Source organism: Amycolatopsis sp. NPDC005003, assembly GCF_053600695.1.
Genome location: NZ_JBSGAI010000029.1, coordinates 1 through 19,373, shown reverse-complemented (window position 1 = coordinate 19,373; position 19,373 = coordinate 1). Strand labels below are relative to the sequence as shown.

The 19,373-nt window shown below is 69.6% G+C and carries 20 protein-coding genes and 1 pseudogene; 10 read left to right on the top strand and 11 right to left on the bottom strand.

The window, feature by feature from the left end; all coding sequences use genetic code 11:
• The first annotated feature begins 35 nt into the window (after window positions 1–35).
• On the top strand, window positions 36–653 hold the full coding sequence (locus ACWED2_RS29735; protein ID WP_449693799.1) for a TetR/AcrR family transcriptional regulator: 618 nt from the start codon (window positions 36–38) through the stop codon (window positions 651–653).
• Here the strand turns inward: ACWED2_RS29735 and ACWED2_RS29730 are convergent.
• The 4 genes from ACWED2_RS29730 to ACWED2_RS29715 form a co-directional block, all read right to left on the bottom strand.
• Complete coding sequence (locus ACWED2_RS29730) at window positions 626–1,891, bottom strand: hypothetical protein (protein WP_449693798.1); 1,266 nt, start codon at window positions 1,889–1,891, stop codon at window positions 626–628. The genes ACWED2_RS29735 and ACWED2_RS29730 overlap by 28 nt on opposite strands.
• Window positions 1,888–2,457, bottom strand: coding sequence for an RNA polymerase sigma factor (locus tag ACWED2_RS29725; RefSeq protein WP_449693797.1), 570 nt, complete (start codon window positions 2,455–2,457; stop codon window positions 1,888–1,890). The genes ACWED2_RS29730 and ACWED2_RS29725 overlap by 4 nt, the downstream gene beginning before the upstream one ends.
• 128 nt (window positions 2,458–2,585) lie before the next feature.
• Window positions 2,586–3,209 (bottom strand): uracil phosphoribosyltransferase, encoded by a 624-nt coding sequence (gene upp / locus ACWED2_RS29720; RefSeq protein WP_449693796.1) that lies wholly within the window; start codon window positions 3,207–3,209, stop codon window positions 2,586–2,588.
• 5 nt (window positions 3,210–3,214) lie between these two features.
• Window positions 3,215–3,637 (bottom strand): protein-tyrosine phosphatase family protein, encoded by a 423-nt coding sequence (locus tag ACWED2_RS29715; RefSeq protein WP_449693795.1) that lies wholly within the window; start codon window positions 3,635–3,637, stop codon window positions 3,215–3,217.
• Window positions 3,638–3,723: 86 nt separating this feature from the next.
• Between ACWED2_RS29715 and ACWED2_RS29710 the strand changes: the two genes are divergently transcribed.
• The gene (locus ACWED2_RS29710) at window positions 3,724–4,338 is read left to right on the top strand and encodes a DUF1707 SHOCT-like domain-containing protein (RefSeq protein ID WP_449693910.1); all 615 of its coding nucleotides are present in this window, start codon (window positions 3,724–3,726) and stop codon (window positions 4,336–4,338) included.
• On the opposite strand, the gene ACWED2_RS29705 is transcribed toward ACWED2_RS29710, so the two are convergent.
• On the bottom strand, window positions 4,335–4,859 hold the full coding sequence (locus tag ACWED2_RS29705; protein WP_449693794.1) for a Uma2 family endonuclease: 525 nt from the start codon (window positions 4,857–4,859) through the stop codon (window positions 4,335–4,337). The genes ACWED2_RS29710 and ACWED2_RS29705 overlap by 4 nt on opposite strands.
• A gap of 162 nt (window positions 4,860–5,021) precedes the next feature.
• On the opposite strand from ACWED2_RS29705, the gene deoC reads away from it, so the two are divergent.
• The 4 genes from deoC (at window position 5,022) to ACWED2_RS29685 (ending at window position 9,498) form a co-directional block, all read left to right on the top strand.
• Complete coding sequence (deoC, locus tag ACWED2_RS29700) at window positions 5,022–5,996, top strand: deoxyribose-phosphate aldolase (RefSeq protein WP_449693793.1); 975 nt, start codon at window positions 5,022–5,024, stop codon at window positions 5,994–5,996.
• Window positions 5,996–7,429: an aldehyde dehydrogenase family protein gene (locus tag ACWED2_RS29695; protein WP_449693792.1), complete on the top strand. Its 1,434-nt coding sequence runs from the start codon at window positions 5,996–5,998 to the stop codon at window positions 7,427–7,429. The genes deoC and ACWED2_RS29695 overlap by 1 nt, the downstream gene beginning before the upstream one ends.
• Window positions 7,422–8,288 (top strand): aldehyde dehydrogenase family protein, encoded by an 867-nt coding sequence (locus tag ACWED2_RS29690; RefSeq protein WP_449693791.1) that lies wholly within the window; start codon window positions 7,422–7,424, stop codon window positions 8,286–8,288. Before ACWED2_RS29695 ends, ACWED2_RS29690 begins: the two co-directional genes overlap by 8 nt.
• A 130-nt stretch (window positions 8,289–8,418) precedes the next feature.
• Window positions 8,419–9,498 carry a beta family protein gene (locus tag ACWED2_RS29685; protein ID WP_449693790.1) on the top strand — a complete coding sequence of 360 codons (1,080 nt, stop codon included), beginning with the start codon at window positions 8,419–8,421 and terminating at the stop codon, window positions 9,496–9,498.
• Here ACWED2_RS29685 and ACWED2_RS29680 read toward each other — a convergent pair.
• Together ACWED2_RS29680 and ACWED2_RS29675 are read right to left on the bottom strand one after the other, a co-directional pair.
• The gene (locus ACWED2_RS29680; RefSeq protein WP_449693789.1) at window positions 9,495–10,364 is read right to left on the bottom strand and encodes a GH12 family glycosyl hydrolase domain-containing protein; all 870 of its coding nucleotides are present in this window, start codon (window positions 10,362–10,364) and stop codon (window positions 9,495–9,497) included. The two genes, ACWED2_RS29685 and ACWED2_RS29680, sit on opposite strands and share 4 nt — an antisense overlap.
• A 179-nt stretch (window positions 10,365–10,543) precedes the next feature.
• Window positions 10,544–11,182 (bottom strand): TetR/AcrR family transcriptional regulator, encoded by a 639-nt coding sequence (locus ACWED2_RS29675; RefSeq protein WP_449693788.1) that lies wholly within the window; start codon window positions 11,180–11,182, stop codon window positions 10,544–10,546.
• Window positions 11,183–11,361: 179 nt separating this feature from the next.
• Between ACWED2_RS29675 and ACWED2_RS29670 the strand changes: the two genes are divergently transcribed.
• The 3 genes from ACWED2_RS29670 to ACWED2_RS29660 are packed head-to-tail and all read left to right on the top strand — an operon-like array spanning window position 11,362 to window position 14,014.
• Complete coding sequence (locus ACWED2_RS29670; RefSeq protein WP_449693787.1) at window positions 11,362–12,582, top strand: cytochrome P450; 1,221 nt, start codon at window positions 11,362–11,364, stop codon at window positions 12,580–12,582.
• A gap of 10 nt (window positions 12,583–12,592) precedes the next feature.
• Window positions 12,593–13,783 (top strand): cytochrome P450, encoded by a 1,191-nt coding sequence (locus tag ACWED2_RS29665; RefSeq protein WP_449693786.1) that lies wholly within the window; start codon window positions 12,593–12,595, stop codon window positions 13,781–13,783.
• Window positions 13,784–13,819: 36 nt separating this feature from the next.
• Window positions 13,820–14,014: a ferredoxin gene (locus tag ACWED2_RS29660; RefSeq protein ID WP_449664584.1), complete on the top strand. Its 195-nt coding sequence runs from the start codon at window positions 13,820–13,822 to the stop codon at window positions 14,012–14,014.
• Window positions 14,015–14,058: 44 nt separating this feature from the next.
• Here ACWED2_RS29660 and ACWED2_RS29655 read toward each other — a convergent pair whose 3' ends face one another.
• From ACWED2_RS29655 to ACWED2_RS29640, 4 genes are read right to left on the bottom strand one after another with little or no spacing between them, the layout of a single operon-like run.
• Complete coding sequence (locus ACWED2_RS29655; protein WP_310971086.1) at window positions 14,059–14,892, bottom strand: carbohydrate ABC transporter permease; 834 nt, start codon at window positions 14,890–14,892, stop codon at window positions 14,059–14,061.
• Window positions 14,889–15,821 (bottom strand): carbohydrate ABC transporter permease, encoded by a 933-nt coding sequence (locus tag ACWED2_RS29650; RefSeq protein WP_449693785.1) that lies wholly within the window; start codon window positions 15,819–15,821, stop codon window positions 14,889–14,891. Before ACWED2_RS29650 ends, ACWED2_RS29655 begins: the two co-directional genes overlap by 4 nt.
• Window positions 15,821–17,161: an ABC transporter substrate-binding protein gene (locus tag ACWED2_RS29645; protein ID WP_449693784.1), complete on the bottom strand. Its 1,341-nt coding sequence runs from the start codon at window positions 17,159–17,161 to the stop codon at window positions 15,821–15,823. Before ACWED2_RS29645 ends, ACWED2_RS29650 begins: the two co-directional genes overlap by 1 nt.
• Window positions 17,148–18,152, bottom strand: coding sequence for a zinc-dependent alcohol dehydrogenase family protein (locus ACWED2_RS29640; RefSeq protein ID WP_449693783.1), 1,005 nt, complete (start codon window positions 18,150–18,152; stop codon window positions 17,148–17,150). Before ACWED2_RS29640 ends, ACWED2_RS29645 begins: the two co-directional genes overlap by 14 nt.
• Window positions 18,153–18,281: 129 nt before the next feature.
• On the opposite strand from ACWED2_RS29640, the pseudogene ACWED2_RS29635 reads away from it, so the two are divergent.
• Window positions 18,282–19,253: pseudogene (locus ACWED2_RS29635) on the top strand (sugar-binding transcriptional regulator); the annotation flags it as partial.
• Window positions 19,254–19,373 lie beyond the last annotated feature (120 nt).

Below are 19,373 nucleotides of genomic sequence, written 5' to 3'. Positions count from 1 at the left end.
CGCTTTCCATAACACTGTTCCGATACGCTGGGTGCATGGCGCGACCACGCACGCACGACGAAGCGCTCCGGCTCAAGCTGCTCGACCGGGCCGGCGAGCTCCTCGCGGCCGACGGGCCGAAGGCGCTTTCGCTGCGCAAGCTGGCCGCCGACGCCGGGACGTCGACCACCGCCGTGTACTCGCTCTTCGGCAGCAAGCCCGACCTGGTGAACGCCCTCTACACCGAAGGCTTCCGCCGCTTCGGCGCCCGGATGGCCGGCACGGCGCTGACCGGCGACCCCGTCGAGGACCTCGTCGCGCTCGGCAGCGCGTACCGGACGAGCGCGCTGGCCGACCCGCACCTCTACGGGATCATGTTCACCAAGTCGGTCCCCGGGTTCGAGCCGAACGAAGACGCCGAGAAGCTCGCCCGCGAGACGCTCAAGCCCCTCGAGCGGATCATCCGCCGCGCCATCGCCGACGGCGTCTTCCTCGACGTCCCGCCGGAGACGGTGGCGGTCGGCTGCTGGGCCATCGTGCACGGCCTGGTGTCCCTGGAGCTGACCGGCAACCTGCCGGAGGAGTTCGACGTCACGACCTCCTACGAAGCGGCCCTGCGTGCGAACGCCTCCGGCTGGCTGCGGCCTCACATCAGCAGCAGCTCGCCGGCATAGACGACCTCGCCGCGCGCGTCCCGCGCCACCACCCCTACCTGCCGGCCCGGCTCGTACCGGTCCTTCGGGATCCAGACGGCGAGCATCCCCACGGTGACCGCGGCGTCGACGCTCGCCCCGGCGCCGAAGTCGACTGTCGCGCTGGTCGCCGTGGCGGGCAGCGCCGCCGCGAACGGCGTCCGTGACTTGCCCGGCTCGCCGCCCGCTTCGACCGCGCCCAGGGTGCTCACCATCAAGGTGTACGCCGCTGGTCCCTGCGGTGGGGGTTCGTCCAAGGTGGCACGGGACTTCGTCTTGCCCGGCCGCTGGTAGTCGGGCTCGGTCGTGCACACCACGGTCCGGTCGCCGTAGCGACCGGTGGCCACCCGGTAGACGTCCGTTTCGAGCAGCGGCCCGGGCGCGTACGCCGCGGCATCGGGAAGCGCCTCGAAGTCCGCCGCCGCCAGGCAGTCGCCCAACGCCCGGCCCGCGGGGGACGTCCGGTCGGCGGTCACCGGCCGGTCGACGACCGCGAGCAGCGGCGGCGGTGCGGCGGGCAGCGGCACATCCGGTTGCGCCGGCTTGCCGATGGCAAGCCTCGTCGCCGCCGGGCGACTCTGGGTCATGTCGACGAACTGGCGGGTGACCGGGGAGGCGAACAGGTCCGACCTGCCGCTGTCCCCGCTCTCGGTTTCCGTCTCGAGGTAGCTGCCGTCCCCGCCCGTGGCGAGGACCCCGCCGACCGCCCCGGTCGCGCTGTGCAGCAGCAGCCCCGTGCGCGTGCCCGGGGCGTAGGCGGGCACGGCTGCCGGATCCGTCAGCGTCACGGTCGTATCGGTGGTCTCGCAGAACATCGGCTTGCTGGCGGCGGTCGCCGCGACCACCGCGTCCGTCCGCAGGACCTTGGTGAACAACGGAACCCAGTCCGCGCGCGGCGGCACCCGGTCCGCCTTGCCCGCCGTCTGCACAGCCGCCCAGCAGCGGTCCAGGGACGAGGTCGCCACCTTCAGGTCGAGGGTGAGCGGGCTGCGGTCGTCCGGGCCGGGCGACGGACCCGGGCCGGCCACGGACGGGTGCCTGATCACCTGCGTCGCCACGACCGCACCGACGGCCAGAACGAGCACCGCGGCCGCGGCGGCGTACCAAAGGTGCTTCGTCCGCCGTGGTTTCGCGATGCCCTGGCGGAGTTCGGCGCGCACCCGCGCCCGGACGTCGTCCGGCAGCTCCTGCCGGGACGGCAGGCCGAAGTCGTCGCTCATTTCTCCTCCAGCAACGTGCGCAGCCGGGCGCGGGCCCGGGACAGGTGGGAGCGGACGGTGACCTCGGCGACGGTCAGCAGCGCCGCGGCGTCGGCGGCGCTGAGGTCGCCGAGCAGGCACAGCTCGACGACCTCCCGCTGCGCCTTCGGCAGCGTCCGGACGGCCTCGAGAACCTCACGCAGCCGCTGCTCGCCGTCGAGCCGCTCGGCCACCGCGTCGGCGTGGTCGGTCACGACCGGCGGGTCCGGCATCTTCCGCAGCAGCCTCAGCCGTCTTCGCGCGCCGCGGTACTCGTCGCGGGCCGCGTTGGCGGCGACGGTGTAGAGCCACGGCAGCGCGCTGTCGCGCACCAGCCGCACGTCGGCGCGGCGGCGCCAGGCGGTGAGGAAGGTGTTCGAGGTCAGGTCCTCGGCCGCGGTCCACGAGCCGGTCAACCGGTAGGCGTGGTTCCAGACGGCCTCCGCATGGCGTTCGAAGAGCTCGCTGAAGGCTGCTTCGTCACCTTCGGACGCCCGGTCCCACAGATCCCGGTCGTCCACCGGCGCCCCCGTCGCATGGCTGGTCACACCCACTCATGGCCGGCACCGGCCCGGATGTTGCGCTCCTCGGTGGCAGGAAACCGCGCGTCCGCGAACCGCGGATGTGGACCGCCGCGGTCACGGCGATCCACCGCCACTTCAGGACCGGTACCGGCTCAGACGGCGCCGTACTGGCGGTCACCCGCGTCGCCGAGGCCCGGGACGATGAAGCCCGAGTCGTTGAGGCGCTCGTCGATGCTCGCCGTGACCACCCGGACCGGCAGGCCGGTCTTCTCCAGGTGCGCCAGGCCTTCCGGGGCCGCGAGCGCGCAGATCGCCGTGACGTCGTCGGCGCCGCGGTCGGTGAGCAGGCGGATCGTGTACTCCATCGAGCCGCCGGTGGCGAGCATCGGGTCGAGCACCAGCACCGGCCGGTCGGCGAGCGACTCCGGCAGCGACTCCAGGTACGGCGTCGGCTTCAGCGTCTCCTCGTCGCGCGCCAGGCCGACGAAGCCCATCTGCGCGTCCGGGATCAGCTTGTGCGCCTGGTCGGCCATGCCCAGCCCGGCGCGCAGCACCGGCACCAGCAGCGGCGGTTTGGCCAGCTTGTGGCCGTCGGTGCGGGCGACCGGCGTGTGGATCTTCTCGACCTTCACCGGCACGTTGCGCGTGGCTTCGTAGACCAGCATGACGGTCAGCTCGTGCAGCGCGGCCCGGAACGCGGCGCTGTCGGTGCGCGCGTCGCGCATCGTGGAGAGCCGGGCCTTCGCGAGGGGGTGGTCGACGACGTGCACATCCATGCGGGTCAATCTAGCTGTTTCGCGAAGCTCTTCACCCAGCCGCGCTGCCAGGGCGTTTCGACGGCTCGCTCGTGGTAGTGCGCTCTCGTCCAGGCGACGGCTTGGTCGGCCGGGACGCCGGAGAGGACCGCCAGGCAGGCCAGCACCGTCCCGGTCCGGCCGGAGCCGCCGTAGCAGGCGACTTCGACGGTCTCGGTCTTCGCCCGTTCGTGGAGGGCCTTGATCTTTTCGCGGGCATCGGCGGGCTGGGTGGGCAGCAGGAAGTCGGGCCAGGTGATCCACTCGTGCGGCCAGGTGATGCCCCCGCCGTACTTGCGCCGCAGCTTGCTCGTCCCCAGGTAGAGCCCGAAATCGGGCTCGGGTCCGTCGGGGCGGGGGCGCCGCAGCCCACGCCCGTGTACGCGGGTGCCGTCCGGAAACTCGACCATCCACCCAGTGTCCTCGCAGAAGGTGGACACGCGGGGTGGTTTTCGCGGATAAGCTGCGCCGGGTGAGCGAACTGACGCCCGACCAGATGCGGGCTTCCGACGCGGACCGCGAACGCGTCGCCCAGGTGCTGCACAACGCTCTCGCGGAGGGGCGGATCACGGTCAACGAGCTGGAAGAACGGCTCACGACGGTCTACGCGGCGAAAACGCTGGGGGAACTCAAACCGGTGACGGCGGACCTGCCGTCGTCGGCGGCGGCCGTCGAACCGGCCACGACGCGCGCTCTGGGCTTCCCCGACCAGCGCATCGGCGGCCACCCGGGCAGCCCGGTGTCGATCGGCGTGCTGTCGGGAGCGGTCCGCAAGGGCAGCTGGGTCCTGCCCCCGCAGCACAACAGCTTCGCGTTCTGGGGCGGCGCGGAGATCGACCTGCGGCAGGCCCGCTTCGCGGACCGGCACTGCACGATCACCGCGGTGGCGATCATGGGCGGCATCCAGATCACGGTCCCGGACGACATCAACGTCGACGTGACGGGGCTCGGCCTGATGGGCGGGTTCGTGCTGGAGGACAAGTCGGGCGCGCCGCCCGCGCCGCCGACGGCACCCACGGTGAAGATCAACGGGCTGGCGTTCTGGGGCGGGGTGGTCGTGTACCGGAAGCCGGCGAAACGGACCGAGCCACCGCAGATCGAAGGGGCTTAGCGCAGCGCGGCGAGGTCGACGTTCACCGTGAAGGGCGCGGTCACGGTGAACGGCCCGTCGTGCACGGCCGCGGGTGCGTAGGCCTTGGACGCCGGATCGAGCACGTACCGGTAGACGCGGAGCTTTTCCAGGTCGTCGGTGTTTTCGATGCGCCAGAAGTGCTCGATGCCGCCGGCGGCGTACTCGCCCGGCTTGTCGACCCGGTCGGCCGTGACCGAACCGGGTGACATCAGCTCCACCACGAGCACGCAGTGCTCGGCCCTCAGCACGAAGTCGTCCGGCAGCGACGAGTCGTAGACGACGATGTCCGGCCGCCGGTTCAGCAGCGGTACGTCACGGAGCCGCAGGTCGACGTCGGTGGAAACCTCGAACGCGGGACCGCAGGCCGCTTCGAGCGCGTTCGCCAGCCGCCGGACGAAGATCTGGTGCGAACGGCGCGGGGCCGGATTCACGACGATGGCTCCATCAACGATTTCGATGCGGCGGCAGACCTCTTCCGGCAACGCTTCGTAATCGTCCACACTCAATCCGGATGCCGACAGTAACATCCAGTCGGGTAGAGCCGTCATGCTCTCCCTCCCATCACCACCGCCGCGCTTGATCACAAGTGTGTATACAGCCTATCCGACCCGGTCTGACCGGGACACCGCGAAGTGTCGGACCCGCCGCCTAGACTCAGGCGCATGACAGCCACGACCAGCACGTCAGCGGCGCCGGCCACCCCGGCACCGCTGATGGACGCGACTCGCGACGACGCGAGCCTGCGCCGCTTCCTGCTCGGGCTGCCCGGTGTCGACCAGGTCGGCGTCGAGCAGCGCGCGGCGGGCCTCGGCACGCGCAGCATCAAGAAGGACGCCAAGCGGTGGGCCATCGACACCGCCATCTCCATGGTCGACCTGACCACCCTGGAGGGCGCCGACACCCAGGGCAAGGTCCGGGCGCTGGCCGCGAAGGCGGTCCGGCCCGATCCCGAACGCCAGGACACCCCGCGCGTCGCCGCCGTCTGCGTCTACCCCGACATGGTCGCCACGGCCGTCGAAGCGCTCAAGGGCAGCGGCGTGCACGTCGCCAGCGTCGCCACCGGCTTCCCCGCCGGGCGCACCAGCCGCGAGATCAAGCTGGCCGACACGAAGATCGCCGTCGACGCCGGCGCGCACGAAGTCGACATGGTGATCGACCGCGGTGCCTTCCTCGAAGGCCGGTACATGGCCGTGTTCGAAGAGATCCAGGCCGTCAAGGAAGCCTGCGGCGACGCCCACCTGAAGGTCATCCTCGAGACCGGCGAGCTGGCGACGTACGACAACGTGCGGCGCGCGTCGTGGCTGGCGCTGCTGGCCGGCGGTGACTTCATCAAGACGTCCACCGGCAAGGTCTCCCCCGCCGCGACACTGCCGGTCACCCACATCATGCTGCAGGCCGTCCACGACTGGCACGTCCAGACCGGCGAGCTGCGCGGTGTGAAGCCCGCGGGCGGCATCCGGACGACGAAGGACGCGATCAAGTACCTGGTCGCCGTGCACGAGGTCGCCGGCGAGCCGTGGCTGACCCCGGACCTGTTCCGCTTCGGCGCGTCCAGCCTGCTCAACGACCTGCTGCTGCAGCGCCGCACCCAGGTGGACGGCCACTACAGCGGCCCCGACTACGTGACGGTGGACTGATGCCCGTTTTCGAATACGCGCCGGCGCCGGAGTCCCGGGCCATCGCGAACCTCAAGGATTCCTACAAGCCGTTCGTCAACGGCGAGTTCGTCGACGGCTCGGGTGAGCCGCTCAAGACGATCAACCCGGCCACCGAAGAGGTGCTGGCGGAGGTCGGCACCGCGTCGAAGTCCGATGTGGACACCGCGGTGAAGGCGGCGCGCAAGGCGTACACGAGTGTCTGGTCGAAGATGCCGGGCACCGAGCGCGCGAAGTACCTCTTCCGCATCGCCCGGCTGATCCAGGAACGCTCGCGCGAGCTGGCCGTGCTGGAGAGCCTCGACAACGGCAAGCCGATCAAGGAGTCGCGCGACTCCGACGTCCCGACGGCCGCCGCGCACTTCTTCTACCACGCGGGCTGGGCCGACAAGCTGGAGTACGCGGGCTACGGCGCGAATCCGCGTCCGCTCGGCGTCGCGGGGCAGATCATCCCGTGGAACTTCCCGCTGCTGATGCTGGCGTGGAAGATCGCCCCGGCGCTGGCCACCGGCAACACGGTGGTCCTCAAGCCGGCCGAGACGACGCCGTTGACCGCGCTGGTCTTCGCGGAGATCTGCCAGCAGGCCGACCTGCCGCCGGGTGTGGTGAACATCCTCCCGGGCGCGGGTGACATCGGTGCGTCCATTGTGGAGCACGGGGACATCGACAAGATCGCCTTCACCGGCTCGACCGAGGTCGGCAAGGCGATCCAGCGCCAGGTCGCGGGCACGCCGAAGAAGCTGACCCTGGAACTGGGCGGCAAGGCGGCGAACATCGTCTTCGAGGACGCGCCGCTCGACCAAGCCGTCGAGGGCATCGTCAACGGCATCTTCTTCAACCAGGGCCACGTCTGCTGCGCGGGCTCGCGCCTGCTGGTCCAGGAGTCGATCGCCGAAGAGGTCCTGGAGAAGCTGCGCTACCGCGTCTCGACGCTGCGCATCGGCGACCCCTTGGACAAGAACACCGACATCGGCGCGATCAACTCCGCCGAGCAGCTGGCGAAGATCCGCGGACTCGTCGAGTCGGGTGACGCCGAGGGCGCGCAGCGCTGGACCAGCCCCTGCCCGGTGCCGGACCGCGGGTTCTTCTTCGCCCCGACGGTGTTCGCGAACGTCCACCAGTCGATGCGGATCGCGCGCGAGGAGATCTTCGGCCCGGTGCTCTCGGTGCTGACGTTCCGCACGCCGGACGAGGCCGTCGCGAAGGCGAACAACACGCCGTACGGGCTTTCGGCGGGCATCTGGACCGAAAAGGGCTCCCGGATCCTGTGGATGGCGAACCAGCTGCGCGCCGGCGTGGTCTGGGCCAACACCTTCAACCGCTTCGACCCCGCCGCCCCGTTCGGCGGCTACCAGGAATCCGGCTTCGGGCGCGAAGGCGGCCGCACCGGGCTGGAGGCGTACCTGAATGTCTGACCGGATTTCCGTCGCGAAGACGTACAAGCTGTACATCGGCGGCAAGTTCCCCCGTTCGGAGTCCGGCCGGGTGTACCCGGTGACGGACGCGAAGGGCAAGTTCCTGGCGAACGCGGCCCACGCGTCCCGCAAGGACGTCCGCGATGCCGTGGTGGCGGCCCGCAAGGCGTTCGGAGGCTGGGCCGCGGCGACGGCCTACAACCGCGGCCAGGTGCTCTACCGGGTGGCCGAGGTGCTGGAGGGCCGCCGCGACCAGTTCATCGCCGAGGTGTCGGCGTCGGAAGGCCTCGGCGGCAAGAAGGCCGAGTCCCTTGTGGACGCGGCGATCGACCGCTGGGTCTGGTACGCGGGCTGGACGGACAAGATCGCGACGGTCCTCGGCGCGGCCAACCCGGTGGCGGGCCCGTACTTCTCGTTCACGGTCCCGGAGCCGACGGGCGTGGTGGGCGTCCTGGCGCCGCAGCGGTCGTCCCTGCTGGGCCTGGTCGAGGTGCTCGCCCCGGTCCTGGCGACGGGCTCGACGGCGGTGGTGGTCTCGAGCGCGGAGCGGCCGTTGCCGTCGATCACGCTGTCGGAGGTCCTGGCCACGTCCGACGTCCCGGGCGGGGTGGCGAACATCCTGACCGGGCGGGCCGCGGAGCTGGGCCCCTGGCTGGCCTCCCACGGCGACGTCAACGCCCTGGACCCGACGGGAGCCGCCCCGGCGGACCGCCCGGGCCTGGCGCGCGAAGCGGCGAGCACGGTGAAGCGGGTGTTGACGGTCCCGGAGGCAGAACCGGACTGGACGGCAGCCCCGGACCTCACCCGGCTGCGGCGGTACCTGGAGGCCAAGACGGTCTGGCACCCCCTGGGCGTCTGACCCCACAAGCGGCGGCCGCCACCCGAAGCTGGGTGGCGGCCGTCCACCTTGTGGTGGATTCTCACTTCGATCTTCGCGACCTACCCTCGATGAGTGACCAGGTTCTCACTTGGTGTGATCGAGGGGTGCCGTGGACGCTGCGGAAGGATTCGAAAGTCTCGTCGCATTGCGCGTGAAGAGCGGCGAGCTGACCGCCCTGCGGGCGTTCTCGGCCCCGGAGCAGGTCCGGCTGGTGCAGCCGTTGCTGCAGTTCGAACCGGAGGGCAGCGCGCCGGCGAGTCAGCTGGATGCCGTCGAGGAAGTGATCCGCACTCTCGGCAGGCTGGGCCGCCGGATCATGGTGGACGCTTCCGAGGTCGCGCACCTTCCCGCCTTCGGACATGGGCCGACCAGCGCACTCGGTCAGGTGGCCGATCGCCTGAACGCGCCGGTGGACCTGCTCGACACGCTGGCCCCGGCCACCTTCGTTCCCGTGATCCGAAGTGACATCGATCCGGATTCGGCGGCCGCCCTGGGACGCCTGTGCCACGAACTGGACGCCGGCGGAGCCCTTCGCGTCCGGCCGGCCACCGCGGACTCGGGCAACCTGGAGCAACTCATCCGAAAGCTCGCACTGGATCCCTCCCGCATCGATGTGATCATCGATCTGCAGTACGTCCCGGAGGTGACCACGCTGGTCATCGACGAAACCGAGACCGTTCTCGCCACGCTGGCCACGCTCGGCAACTTCAGGACGACGACCCTGTTGAGCGGCTCTATCCCCCGCACTCTTGCGCAAACATCGGTCTGGGAGAAACCCCGAGCCGAGGAGGTCCTCTGGGAGAAGCTCAGCCGGGGCAACACCACAGGCCTCCGGCTGGGCGACTACGGCACCACTCACCCCGTCTTGGGCAAGGGGTTCCCCAGCAAGCACGTCAGCATGAAGTACACCTGCCCGCGTCATTGGCTTTACTCGCGCGAGCGCATGCCGGATCCGGACGAGCAGGCAACCGACTCCGCGCGTACGCGCACGTTCCGCGTCGTGTGCCGCCACCTGGTCGAGTCCGGCGGTTTCTCCGGCCCGGATTTCTCCTGGGGCGATCGCGAAATCCTCGAAGCCGCCGACGGACGCGGCGGAGGCTTCGGATCGAGCAGCAAGCCGGTCGCGCTCGCCACTTCACACCACCTGGCGCACTTGGCCCACTTGACCGGCCGGCAAGACACCCGCTAGCTCATCGTCACCGAGAAGTCCGACAGCGTGAACCGGGCCTTGCCGCCACCCGTCGAGCAGAACTCGATGCCGTAGCCGATCTGGTTGATCGTCGGGTTTGCCGGGATCAGGCCCTTGCCGATCGCCCACGCGATCATCGCCTTCAGGTCCACGCTGCCCGAGTACTGCGTCGACCGGGACACGAACGCCACGTACCCCTCGTCGTCCGCCCAGACGTCGTACGTGAAGCCGCCCGCCGTGTACGTCGTCAGCTTGTCGCCCGACGGGACCTGCTTGCGGTTCTCCGTCCAGATCATCACCTCGGTGACGCCCTTGCCGTTGCCCACGCCGTTCAGCCACAGGTCGTAGGCCACGTCGTAGATGCCGGTGCCCGGGCCGCGTCCGGCGAAGGTGGATTTGATCACCGAATAGTCGTTGAACGGTTTGCCGTTCAGGTTGTTGATGTCCTTGTGCACGTTCGGATAGGTTTTCACCGACGTCGAATCGGGTTGGGTGGAATCGACGTACCAGTTGTCGTACGCGCACGCACGCAGCGTTTCCGGGCCCGCCTCCCCGGTGTTCCACATGTTGTTGTGGACGTAGTAGCCGCCGTCCGACCAGCCGCCGTCGGGGTCACTGGTGGCGAACTCCGGGGTGCGGCAGTTACGGACCGGCGTTGTCGACGGCGGCGTCGGCGTCGGCGGGGGCGAAGTCGCAGGTGGGGCCGAGGAAGGCGAAGCCGAAGCCGGCGTCCCGGACGTGGTGGGAGCAGCCGGCGGCGAGGTCGCCGGCGCAGGCGGCGGCACCGGAGCGGCCGCGACGCCGTCGACGGGTGTGCCGCCACACCCGGCCAGCACCGGGAAGGAAATCGCCAACAGCACGGCCATTGTTCTTCGTCGCATTTTCCCGCCCGCAGCTGCAATTCCGGCAGAACGAGGCGGAACCCTACCCTGCCGATGGTTGTCAATCCAGCCGGCAGTCACGGCGGAACAAAGGCACCGACGCACAGCTCTTCCGTCCGCATCCGCCTACTTTCGGCCGGATTGACAACGGAGATTCTGCGAATTCAGTCCGGGTCGAGGTCGCCGGAGGTGATCGGACGGCCGGGCAGCGGCGAACCCGGCCGCGCGCTGAGGCCGTCGATCATGATGCCGACGCACCGGCGCGCCGCCATCTCGGACACTTCCGGCGACTTCGCGCGCATCTGGCGCAGCAGTGTCGCGAAGAGGATCGCGATGTCGCCGGCGCCGACGTCTTCGCGGAGCTTGCCCTCGGCCTTGGCGCCTTCGACGAAGCCGTCGAGGACGTCCAAGATCTCGTCACGCAGCCGGCGGACCTCCGGGTCGCTCTTGAGGATCACCAGCGCCCGGTGCGACACCATCGCCAGCTGCACGCTCAGCTGCAGCTCCACCGACTGCCGCAGCAGCCGCTCCAGCGCGCGCCACGACGACGTCTCCTCGGCCGCGATCACCCGCGCGTCGACCAGCACCCGCTCGAAGTTGTCCATGGCGACCGCGCGGACCAGCGCGTCGCGGTCCGGGAAGCGGCGGTACAGCGTGCCGACGCCGACGCCGGCCGCGCGGGCGATCTCCTCCATCGGCACCTCGGGACCGGAAACGGCGAAGATGCTCTTCGCGGCGGCCAGGATCTGGTCGCGGTTGCGGCGCGCGTCCGCCCGCAGGGTGGTCTCGGGGTCTGCCGTCATGCCGTTCGCCTTCCGCTGAATCGCGCGGGGTGATTCTCGCATGGTCAACCGGCCACACACCGCCTCCTCGAACGGGTAGTCGGCATCTAGTGGACGACTTCCTTCCGCTTCGGTACCTTGGACCAGAGAACCGGAATGTAATCCTCCGCATACTTTCCGTCCGATCTAGGGGATCCGAAATGACCGAATTGGCCGAGCCCGCGACGCAGAACGAAACCTTCCCGCTGGCCCGCACCTGCCCGTTCGCCCCGCCGCCGGCCTACGAAAAGCTGCGCGAAGCCGGCCCGGTCCACCGCGTCACGCTGCAGTCCGGCCAGGAGGCGTGGGCGGTGACGCGCCTGGAAGACGTCCGGACCGTGCTGAACGACCCGCGGTTCAGCTCCGACCGCTTCAACCCCGGCTTCCCGATCCTGACCCGCGAGGGCCGCCCGCAGCGCCGCCGCTTCACCGCGTCGCTGATCAACATGGATCCCCCGGAGCACGGCGCCGCCCGCCGCGAGGTCGTCGGCGAGTTCACCGTCAAGCGCATGAAGGCGCTGCAGCCGCGGATCCAGCAGATCGTCGACGAGCACATCGACGCGATCCTGGCCGGCCCCAAGCCCGCCGACCTGGTCTCCGCGCTGAGCCTGCCGGTGCCGTCCCTGGTCATCTGCGAGCAGCTGGGCGTCCCGTACGCCGACCACGACTTCTTCCAGTCGCGCAGCTCCACCCTGCTGAACCGCGAGGTCTCGCAGGAAGCGCGGATGCAGGCGGTCGAAGGGCTCCAGAACTACCTCGACGAGCTGGTCACCGCGAAGGAGGCGAACCCGACCGACGACCTGCTCGGCCGCCAGATCCTCAAGCAGCGCGAGGAGCACGGCGAAGCCGCGCACGACGAGCTCGTTTCGCTCGCCTTCCTGCTGCTGCTCGCCGGGCACGAGACGACGGCGAACATGATCTCCCTCGGCACCGTCGCCCTCCTGGAGAACCCGGAGCAGCTCGAGATCATCAAGAACGACCCCGGCAAGACCCTCGACGCCGTCGAGGAGCTGCTGCGGTACTTCACCATCGCCGAGTTCGCGACCTCGCGCGTCGCCACCGAGGACGTCGAGCTCGGCGGGCAGCTGATCCGCGAGGGCGAGGGCGTGCTCGGCCTGAGCTACTCCGGCAACCGCGACGCGGCCGCGTTCGACAACCCGGACGAGCTGGACATCGAGCGCGGTGCCCGCCACCACGTCGCCTTCGGGTTCGGCCCCCACCAGTGCCTCGGCCAGAACCTGGCCCGGATGGAACTGCAGATCGTCTTCGACACCCTCTTCCGCCGCATCCCGGACCTCAAGCTGGCCGCACCGGTGGACCGGCTGCCCTTCAAGCACGACTCGTCGATCTTCGGCCTCTACTGCCTGCCCGTGACCTGGTGAGGGAGACGTCATGACCGCGGTCCACGAATTCCCGATGACGCGGACGTGCCCGTTCGCGCCGCCGCCGGCGTACACCGAGATCCGCGAGAAAGACCCGATCACCCGGGTGCGGCTGCCCGAGGGCAAGCAGGCCTGGGTGGTCAGCAGGCACGAGGACGTCCGGACGGTGCTGAACGACCGGCGGTTCAGCGCCGACCGGCAGCACCCGGACTTCCCGCAGCTGGTGCCCGGGTTCCGGCGGCCGGACGACGAGCGCACCATGATCACCATGGACGCGCCCGAGCATGGGCCGGCCCGCAAGGCCGTGCTCGGCGAGTTCACCGTGCGCCGGATGGAGGCGCTGCGGCCGCGGATCCAGGAGATCGTCGACGAGCGGATCGACGCGCTGCTGGCCGGCCCTAAGCCCGGCGACCTGGTCGAGACGCTGTCGCTGCCGGTGCCGTCGCTGGTCATCTGCGAGATGCTCGGCGTGCCGTACGCCGACCACGACTTCTTCCAGACCCACACGGCGAAGCTGATCAACCGCGACACGCCCCCGCAGGAGCGGCGGGCCGCGGTCGAGGCCGTGCGCGAGTACATGGGCGACCTCATCGCCGGTAAGGAGGACAACCCGCCGGACGACCTGCTCGGGCGGCAGATCGTCAAGCTGCGCGAAGAGGGCACCTACCGGCGGGCGTCGCTGGCCGCGACCGGGTTCCTGCTGCTCGTCGCCGGGCACGAGACGACGGCGAACATGATCTCCCTCGGCACGGTCGGGCTGCTGGAGAACCCGGACCAGCTGGCGCTGATCACCGGCGACCCGGGCAAGACGCTCGACGCCGTGGAGGAACTGCTGCGCTACTTCACCATCGTCGACGCCGCCACGGCCCGGCTCTGCGTCGAGGACGTCGAGGTCGGCGGCCAGCTGATCCGGGCCGGCGAGGGTGTGCTGGCGCTGGGGTACGCGGCCAACCGCGACGAATCCGCGTTCGACAACCCGGACGAGCTGGACATCGAACGCGGCGCGCGCCACCACGTCGCCTTCGGGTTCGGCCCGCACCAGTGCCTCGGCCAGAACCTGGCCCGGATGGAACTGCAGATCGTGTTCGACACGCTGTTCCGCCGGGTCCCCGGCTTGAAGCTGACCGCGCCGGTCGACGACCTGCCGTTCAAGGACGACGCGAACATCTACGGCCTGTACCGGCTGCCGGTGACCTGGTAGAGACGAACTGCCAAACCACCACAGGAGAAGAGGACCATGAAGATCATCGCGGACACCGGCAAGTGCGTCGGCGCCGGTCAGTGCGTACTCACCGAGCCCTCGCTGTTCGACCAGAGCGAGGAGGACGGCACGGTCATCGTGCTCGACGACCAGCCCGAGGGCGACCTGGTCGAGAAGGCCCGTGAAGCGGTGCACGTCTGTCCGAGCCAGGCCCTCTCCCTGCAGGAGTGAACCGCGGTGAGGGCCACCTCGCGGTGGCCCTCACCGCTGACCCGCTACTTGACCGCGCCCATCGACAGGCCGCGGACCAGGTGGTTCTGCGCGATCCAGCCGACGATCATCACCGGCAGCGAGGCCAGCAGCGCCGCCGCCGACAACTGAGCCCAGTACAAACCCTCGCTGGTGATGAACCCGACCAGGAACACCGGCACGGTCCCGGCCCGCGCCGCCGTCAGGTTGACCGCGTAGAAGAACTCCGTCCAGGAGAAGATCACGCAGATCAGCGCGGTCGCCGCGATCCCGGGCGCGACCACCGGCATGATGATCTTGCGCAGCAGCGTCGGCAGGTTGGCGCCGTCGATGCGGCCCGCCTCGATCATCTCGTGCGGCACCTCGAGGAAGAACGACCGCATCATCCAGATGGCCAGCGGCAGGTTCATCGACGTGTACAGGATGACCAGCGCCCACACCGTGTCGAGCAGCTCGGTGTTCTGCGAGATCACGTACAGCGGGATGATCGCCGCCACGATCGGCAGCATCTTCGTCGACAGGAAGAAGCCCAGCGCGTTCGACGTGCCCTTGACCGGCGCCAGCGACAGCGCGTACGCCGCCGGGACGCCGAGGAGCAGCACCAGCAGCGTCGAGAGGATCGTGACGAACGCCGAGTTCGACAGGTACGGCAGGAACCCGCCGCCCAGGACGTTGCCGAGCTGCTCGAACGTCGGGGTGAAGAACAGCTTCGGCGGGTCGGTGTAGGCGTCCGCCTCCTGCTTGAACGCCGTGAGGATCATCCACAGCAGCGGGAAGACGAACAGGATCGCGATCACCCAGGTCGCGACGGTCAGCGAACCCTTGCCGTAAGCCCGCTTTCGGGGCGCAACCGTGGTCACTTGATCCCTCCGCTCACCGAGAAGGTCCGGAACATCAGGCGCAGCGCGAAGGTCGCGACGATCATCGTCAGGATCACCACGACCACGCCCATCGCCGACGACTGGCCGACGTCGAAGCCCTCGAACGCGCGCTGGTAGATGTAGTACGGCAGGTTGGTGCTCGCCGTGCCCGGGCCGCCCTGGGTCATCAGGAAGATCGCGTCGAAGCTGTTCACGATATAGATCGCGCCCAGCAGCGTGGCCAGCTGCAGGAACCGGGAAAGGTGCGGCAGGGTGATGGAGACGAACGTCCGCCAGCGGCCCGCACCGTCCACATTGGCCGCTTCGAGCACGTCCTTGGCCTGGCTCTGCAGGCCCGCGAGAATCAGCAGCATCATGAACGGCGTCCACTGCCACACGATCTGGGCCATCACCGACGCCAGCGGGAACTCCGACAGCCAGTCGACGTCGGTGCCGAAGACGAAGTGCAGCAGCCCGTAGGTCGGGTCGAACATCGTCGTCTTCCACAGCAGCGCGCCGGCCGCCGGCAGGATCAGGAACGGCGTGATCAGCAGCGTCCGGACGACGCCGCGGCCGAGGAACTTGCGGTCGAGCAGGATGGCCAGGCCGAGGCCGAGCAGCAGCGCGACGAACACGCACACCACGGTCAGCAGCACCGTGTTGAGCAGCGCCACCAGGAACGTCGTGTCACTGAAGACGTCGACGTAGTTCTGCAAGCCGACGAAGTGCCGCGAACCCGGCCGGACCAGGTTCCACGACTGGAAGGAGTAGAACACGGTGAGCAGGAACGGCAGCTGCGTCACCGCGATGACGAAGATCAGCGCGGGCAGCAGCGGCAGCCGCCGCTTGGCCGCGGTGCTCAGGCCGCGTTTCTCCGCGACCTTCTCCTGGGTGGTGGACGCCGGCGTGGATACGGAGAGCGTGGACATCATTGCACCGCCTTGTACGAGTCGCCCACGGTTTGCGCGTAGTCCTGGGACTGCTTCAGCGCGTCTTCGACGGATTCGCGGCCGGCGATCGCGGCCGACAGCTGCTGGCTCACCCGGGTGCCGAGGTCCTGGAACTCGGGGATGCCGACGAACTGGATGCCGGGGTAGGGCACCGGGTTCGCCATGACTTTCTGCTGGTTGGCGTCCGCGATGCCGTCCAGCGTCGGCTTCGCGTACGCCTTCGCCGCGTCGGCGTACTCGGGGATGGCGTACGTCGACTGGCGGACGCCCGGCGGGACGCGGTTCCAGCCGTAGGTGTGGCTGACCTTCTGCACGTACGCCTTGTCGGTCATCCAGGCCATGAACTTCCAGGCCGCGTCCTTGTCCTTGGCCACCTTCGGGATGCCCAGGGCCCAGGTGTAGAGCCAGCCGCTCGCCTGCGTCTTGACGACGGGTGCGGGCGCGTAGCCGGACTTGCCGACGATCTTGCTGCTCGACGGGTCCTCGTTGGTGCCCGCCATGACCGTGGCGTCGTACCACATCGCCGCGTTGCCCTGCGTGTAGCGGGTGCCGCACTCGGAGAACCCGGCGCTGGAGGCGCCGACTTCGCCGTGCTCGCGGATGAGGTTGACGTAGAACTTCGCGGCCTCGGTGAACTCCGGTGACGTCAGCTTGGCGTTCCAGTCCTTGTCGAACCACTGTGCGCCGAAGGTGTTGGCCACGGTCGTGAAGGGCGCGAGGCTTTCGCCCCAGCCGGGCTTGCCGCGCAGGCAGATGCCCGCGACGCCGGCGGCCTTGTCGTCGAGCTTCGCGGCGAAGTCGGCGATCTGCTGCCAGGTCGGCTTGGCCGGCATGGTCAGCCCGGCTTTGTCGAAGAGGTCCTTGCGGTAGGCCAGGAACGACGACTCGCCGTAGAACGGCACCGCGTACATCTGGTTCTGGTACGACAGCGACGTCTTGATGCTGGGGATGAAGTCGCCTTCGTCGTAGCCCGGGGTCGCCGCCATGTGCGGTTCGAGGTTCTCGAGCCAGCCGTTGGCCGCCCACTGCGGGGCCTCGTAGTTGCTGATCATGACGACGTCGAACTCGCCGCCCTCGGTGGCGGTCGACGCGGTGATCTTGGCGCGGGCCTGGTTTTCGGGCAGCGACACGAACTTCAGGCCGATGCCGGTGGCCTTCTCGAACTCGGGCGCGAGCGCGATGGCGTCCTTCATCTGCGGGTTGGACACGATGGCGATGACGAGCGTGCTGCTGCCGGTGCCGAGCGAGCCCGCGCCCGCGCAGCCGGTGGCCAGCAGCGACGTCGCCGCGAGCAGGGTGAGGAGCTTACGCACGGCCACCTCCGGGGAGAACTTGCACCTTCAGGCCCGCGCCGCTGCGCATCTTGGCCAGCGCCTCGGGGTACTGCTCCAGCGGCAGGGTGTCGGTGAGCAGGGCGTCGGTGTCGATGGCGCCGCTCGCGACGAGGTCGAGGGCAGCGCCGAAGCTGTGCAGCACGGCCATCGAGCCGACGACGGTGATCTCGTCGTTGTAGATGCGGAACGGCGAGAGCGCGACGCGGGCTTCGGCCGGGGCGACGCCGAAGACGAGCAGCCGTCCGCCGCGCCGGATCGAGTCGAAGGCGGCTTCGATGGCGGGCGCGGCGCCGGTGCAGTCGACGGCGACGTCGAACTTCTCGCCGTTGAGGTCGGTTACGTCTTTTGCGGTGGCGACCGCGCCCAGGCTCTTCGCGCGCGGCAGCCGGGCTTCGTTGCGGTCGACCACCGTGACCTGCGCACCCGACCGCTGCAGCAGCTGCTGCATGATCAGGCCCATGGTCCCGGCGCCGACGACGAGGAAGCGTTCGCCGGCCTCGACGCCGACCCGGCGGACGCCGTGCACCGCGCAGGAAACCGGCTCGACCAGCGCGCCCTGCTCCCAGGTCATCGCGTCGGGCATGCGGTAGCAGGTGGAGGACGGGACGGCGACGTATTCGGCGAAGGCGCCGTTGACGGTGTCGCCGGTGGCGCCCCAGTTCGCGCAGAGGTTGCCGTGGCCGGCGCGGCAGGGGCCGCAGTAGCCGCAGAACAGCGACGGGTCGACGGCGACGCGGTCGCCGACCTTCCACTCGCCCGGTACGTCCGCGCCGAGCTCGACGATCTCCCCGGCGAACTCGTGGCCGGGGACGATGGGGTACGGGGTGGGCGGGAAGTGCCCGTCCGCGATGTGCAGGTCGGTGCCGCAGATGCCGCACGCTCCGACCTTGACGACGACCTGACGTTCCCCGGGTTTCGGATCGGGCACCTCGCCGACCCTGATCTCACCGGGCCGGTCGACGATGGCGGCACGCATGCCTTACCCCTTCCTCGCCGCTCATATGAGCAACATTGACCTATCGCGTCGAGAACATGTGAAGGCATTACAGGTCTGACGTCGGCATTACGTCAACCTTTCGGCTGGATTTCGCGCTATTATGCTCAGATGAGCGCTTCTCGTAAGAGCTCTTCGCTCACTGAAGCGATGCTGCTCGCCACCGTCGCCCGGCGCTTCTACGTGCAGGGACACTCCAAACTGGAGATCGCCGACGAGTTCGGCGTCAGCCGGTTCAAGGTGGCGCGGATGCTCGACACGGCCATGGAGTCCGGCCTGGTCAGGGTGGAGTTCTCGCTGCCGGCGCCGGTCGACCTGGCGCTGTCGGACGAGGTGCGCTCGGCGTACGGCCTGGAGCGGGCACTGGTGCTCGAACGCTCAACCGAGCGCGAGCCGAAGGAGGTCGTCCGGGCGAAGATCGGCTCGCTGGCGGCGCGGCTGCTGGAGGAGATCGCGGTCCCGTCCGACGTGATCGGGCTGTCGTGGGCGCGGTCGGTGAACGCGATGACGGAAGCGGTCCGGTCGCTGCCGCGCTGCCCGATCGTCCAGCTCTGCGGGGTGCAGGCCGGGATGGACATGCGCGGCCGCTCGGTGGAGACGGTCAGCCGCGTGACGTCGGTCTCCGGCGGCGACGCGTACCCGATCTTCGGCCCGCTGGTGCTGCCGGACCGGCGCACGACGGAGACGTTGCGGCGGCAGCCGGGCATCGCGGAGACGTTCGGCCAGTTCAAGAACCTGACGAAGGCCGTGGTCAGCATCGGCGCGTGGCAGCCGGGCGAGTCGACGGTGTACGACGCCCTGGACGAGGCCGAGCGCGCGGCGATCGCGGCCCGGGGAGCGACGGCGGAGGTCGCGGCCCGCCTCTTCGACGCCTCGGGAAACGCTCTCTCGACCGGCTTGGCCCACCACGTCCTGGCGATCAGCCACGAGGAGCTGATGGCGGTCCCGGAGGTGATCGCCCTCGGCTACAGCAGGCCCAAAGCCGCTGCGGTGGACGCGGTGTTGCGGTCCGGCATGGTCTCGACGCTCATCACCGACGCGGCCGCGGCAGTTCCATTGCTGGCGCTGGCGGCGAAAAACCCCGTCGTGGGGGGGGTTTTTGGGTTGTTTGGGGAAGAAAAAAAAACAAAAAAACCGCGCGGGGGGGGCTTGGGGTGCGGGGACCACCCCGGGTTTGGGGTCCCGCCCCGGGGGCGGGGGGGT